This window comes from Streptomyces sp. NPDC092045 (genome assembly GCF_044756005.1).
Taxonomy (GTDB): Bacteria; Actinomycetota; Actinomycetes; order Streptomycetales; family Streptomycetaceae; genus Streptomyces.
This window is the reverse complement of sequence record NZ_JBIVSC010000025.1, coordinates 1-2,475: the sequence shown is the minus strand read 5'-3', so window position 1 is coordinate 2,475 and position 2,475 is coordinate 1. Positions and strand designations below refer to the sequence as shown.

Here is a 2,475-nt window from a genome sequence, read left to right as displayed (position 1 = left end):
TCCCCCCCCCCCCCCCCCCCCCCCCCCCGGGGGGGCCGGGCCCCCCCGGGGGGCCGGGCGGGCCCCCCCCCCCCCGGGGGGGGGGGGGGGGGCCCCGGGGGGGGGGCGGCCCCCCCCGCCCTCTCGCGGAAGGCCCTCTCGGCCGTTCCGACCGCGCGCGTGCGCACGTACGGCGCGGAGAGACGGCTTTCCCACATGATCACGCCATACGACCCATACGTCCCCTACGGCGCCGCCGGCATCCGAGCCTCGCCGACCCGGGCCGGCAGGGGCTTGCAGTAGCGGATGAGGACGCCCAGTACCACGTCCGTCCAGGTCAGAAGCCCGGCGATGTCGAAATCCCGGTGCGGGAGAGCGGTCGCGCTGCGATACTGCGCCGATGATCAACGTGCCTGTCGCCGCGCTGGATTCGCTGCACGGACTCGCGTTCGGCGACGCCTTCGGCGATCGCTGGTTCGGCATCCTGCGCAAGAACGGTTCCGAGGCCCTGGAGGCGCGGACTCCTCCCCCGGAGCCGCTGTGGCGGTGGAGCGACGACACCGCCCAGGCGCTGGTTCTCGTCGGGGAGCTGGTCGAGGGCGGGGGCACCGTCGACCAGGACCGCCTGGCCCTGCGCCTCGCGGCGGCCTACGCCGAGGACACGCAGCGCGGCTACGGAGCCTCGATGCACGACGTGCTGCGCCGGATCGACACGGGCGAGCCCTGGCGGGAGGTGGTCGCCGGACAGTTCGGCGGCCAGGGCTCCTGGGGCAACGGCGCGGCGATGCGGGCCGCCCCGCTCGGCGCCTGGCACAGCGCCGACCTCGACGTGGTCGCCGAGCAGGCCGCCCGCCAGAGCGCGGTCTCGCACCACCACCCGGAGGCGGTCACCGGAGCGGTGGCGGTCGCCCTGGCCGCGGCGCTGGCGACCCGCAGCCGGGGCGGGCCCGCGCCGGCCAGGGCGGACTTCCTCCAGGAGGTCGCCGCGCGCCTCCCCGACAGCGACGTGCGGTCGGGAGTGCGGATCGCGGCCCGGATGCCGGAGCGCACCTCGGTTCGGCACGCCGCCGAGGTCCTGGGCTCCGGCTACCGGATGTCGGGGCCCGACACCGTCCCGTACGCCCTGTGGTGTGCGGCGGGGCACCTCGACGACCTGCACGAGGGCCTGTGGGTCACGGTCGCCGGGCGCGGCGACATCGACACCACCTGCGCCATCGCGGGCGGGGTCGTCGCCGCCCGCACCGGTGTCGCGGCCCTTCCCTCCGCGTGGCACGCGGCCCGTGAGCCACTGCCCCCGGTCGCGCACGGCCCGGTGGCCTGACAGCGCGCCGCGCAGGCCACCCGCAGACCGCCCGCAGACCGCCCGCAGACCGCCCGCAGCCGAACGTGTCCGGCCCCGACGACGTTCGTCGGGGCCGGACACGTTTTTCCTGTGCGGGTGCGAGTGCAGGTGCGAGTACCTGCGCGCCTGTGGGCAGCAGCTCGTCCCGCCCGCCTAGGCCGCCGCCTCGCCCTTCAGGCTGCGGACGATCGCCGCCGAGAAGGCGTCGAGGTCGCCCGGGTTGCGGGAGGTGATCAGGGGGTGGCCCCCGGAGGTGTCGACGACGACCTCCTCGTCCACCCAGGTGGCCCCCGCGTTCTCGAGGTCCGGGCGGAGCGAGGGGTACGAGGTCAGTCGGCGTCCCTTGGTCAGCTCGCTGTCCACGAGGAGCCACGGTCCGTGGCAGATGGCGGCCACCGGCCTGCCCGATCCCGCGAAGGCGGCCACGAGACGGCGGGCGTCGTCGTCGGTGCGGAGCTGGTCGGCGTTCAGGGTGCCTCCCGGGACGACCACGGCGTCGAATCCGTCCGCGGAGGCCTCGGCGAGCGTCGTGTCCGGCTGGACCACGGAACCCGGGTCCTTGTCCGAGACGAGGGTCTGGACGCCCTCGTCCTTCTGCGCGGCGACCGTGACGCGGGCTCCCGCCTCGCGGAGGGCGGCCACCGGCTTCTCCAGCTCGTCCTGCTCCGTGCCGTAGTTCGTCGTGAGGACGAGAACGTTCTTTCCGTCGAGCGACACTGTGCGTTCCTCTCTGGTGCGGATTTCCCTCGTTTTCTGCGCCTCACCCTCCCCCGGGAACCTCAAACCTCGCATAGCAGGCAAATGTCAGGCAAAAAGCGCAAGTCACTCCCCCGCTCCACCTCTCCGTCGTCACGTCATCCGCTCGCGACTACCCAGAAAATCGTGTCAAATCACTCGAAACGGGAATCCTCCTGGAAGGAAGCTCGACAGACGGACCCCCTCCGCCACCTATGGCACGGCAGCGGCGCAGGCCCATCGCCACCGTCGAAGGAGCCCCATGTCCACCGTCGGAAACCGTTCCGCCCGCCCCCCGGCCGCCGAACCGGCCCCCGGTCCCGGGGCCGCCGGGAATCCGGGGGCTTCGATGCGCCGGGCCGCCCTGGACGGACTGCCCGAGCTCGCCCGCCCCACCACCGTCTCCACCGACGACGCCC

General features: G+C 74.3%; 2 protein-coding genes. One reads left to right on the top strand and one right to left on the bottom strand.

Features of this window, described 5'->3' with window-relative positions; translation table 11 throughout:
• Positions 1-379: 379 nt before the first annotated feature.
• A complete protein-coding gene (locus ACIQKA_RS31745; protein ID WP_402543074.1) occupies positions 380-1,300 on the top strand; it encodes an ADP-ribosylglycohydrolase family protein in 921 nt (306 codons plus the stop codon).
• Positions 1,301-1,474: 174 nt separating this feature from the next.
• Here the strand turns inward: ACIQKA_RS31745 and ACIQKA_RS31740 are convergent, their stop codons facing one another.
• Entirely contained in the window at positions 1,475-2,038 is a 564-nt protein-coding gene (locus ACIQKA_RS31740; RefSeq protein ID WP_383159923.1) for a type 1 glutamine amidotransferase domain-containing protein, read from the bottom strand.
• Positions 2,039-2,475 lie beyond the last annotated feature (437 nt).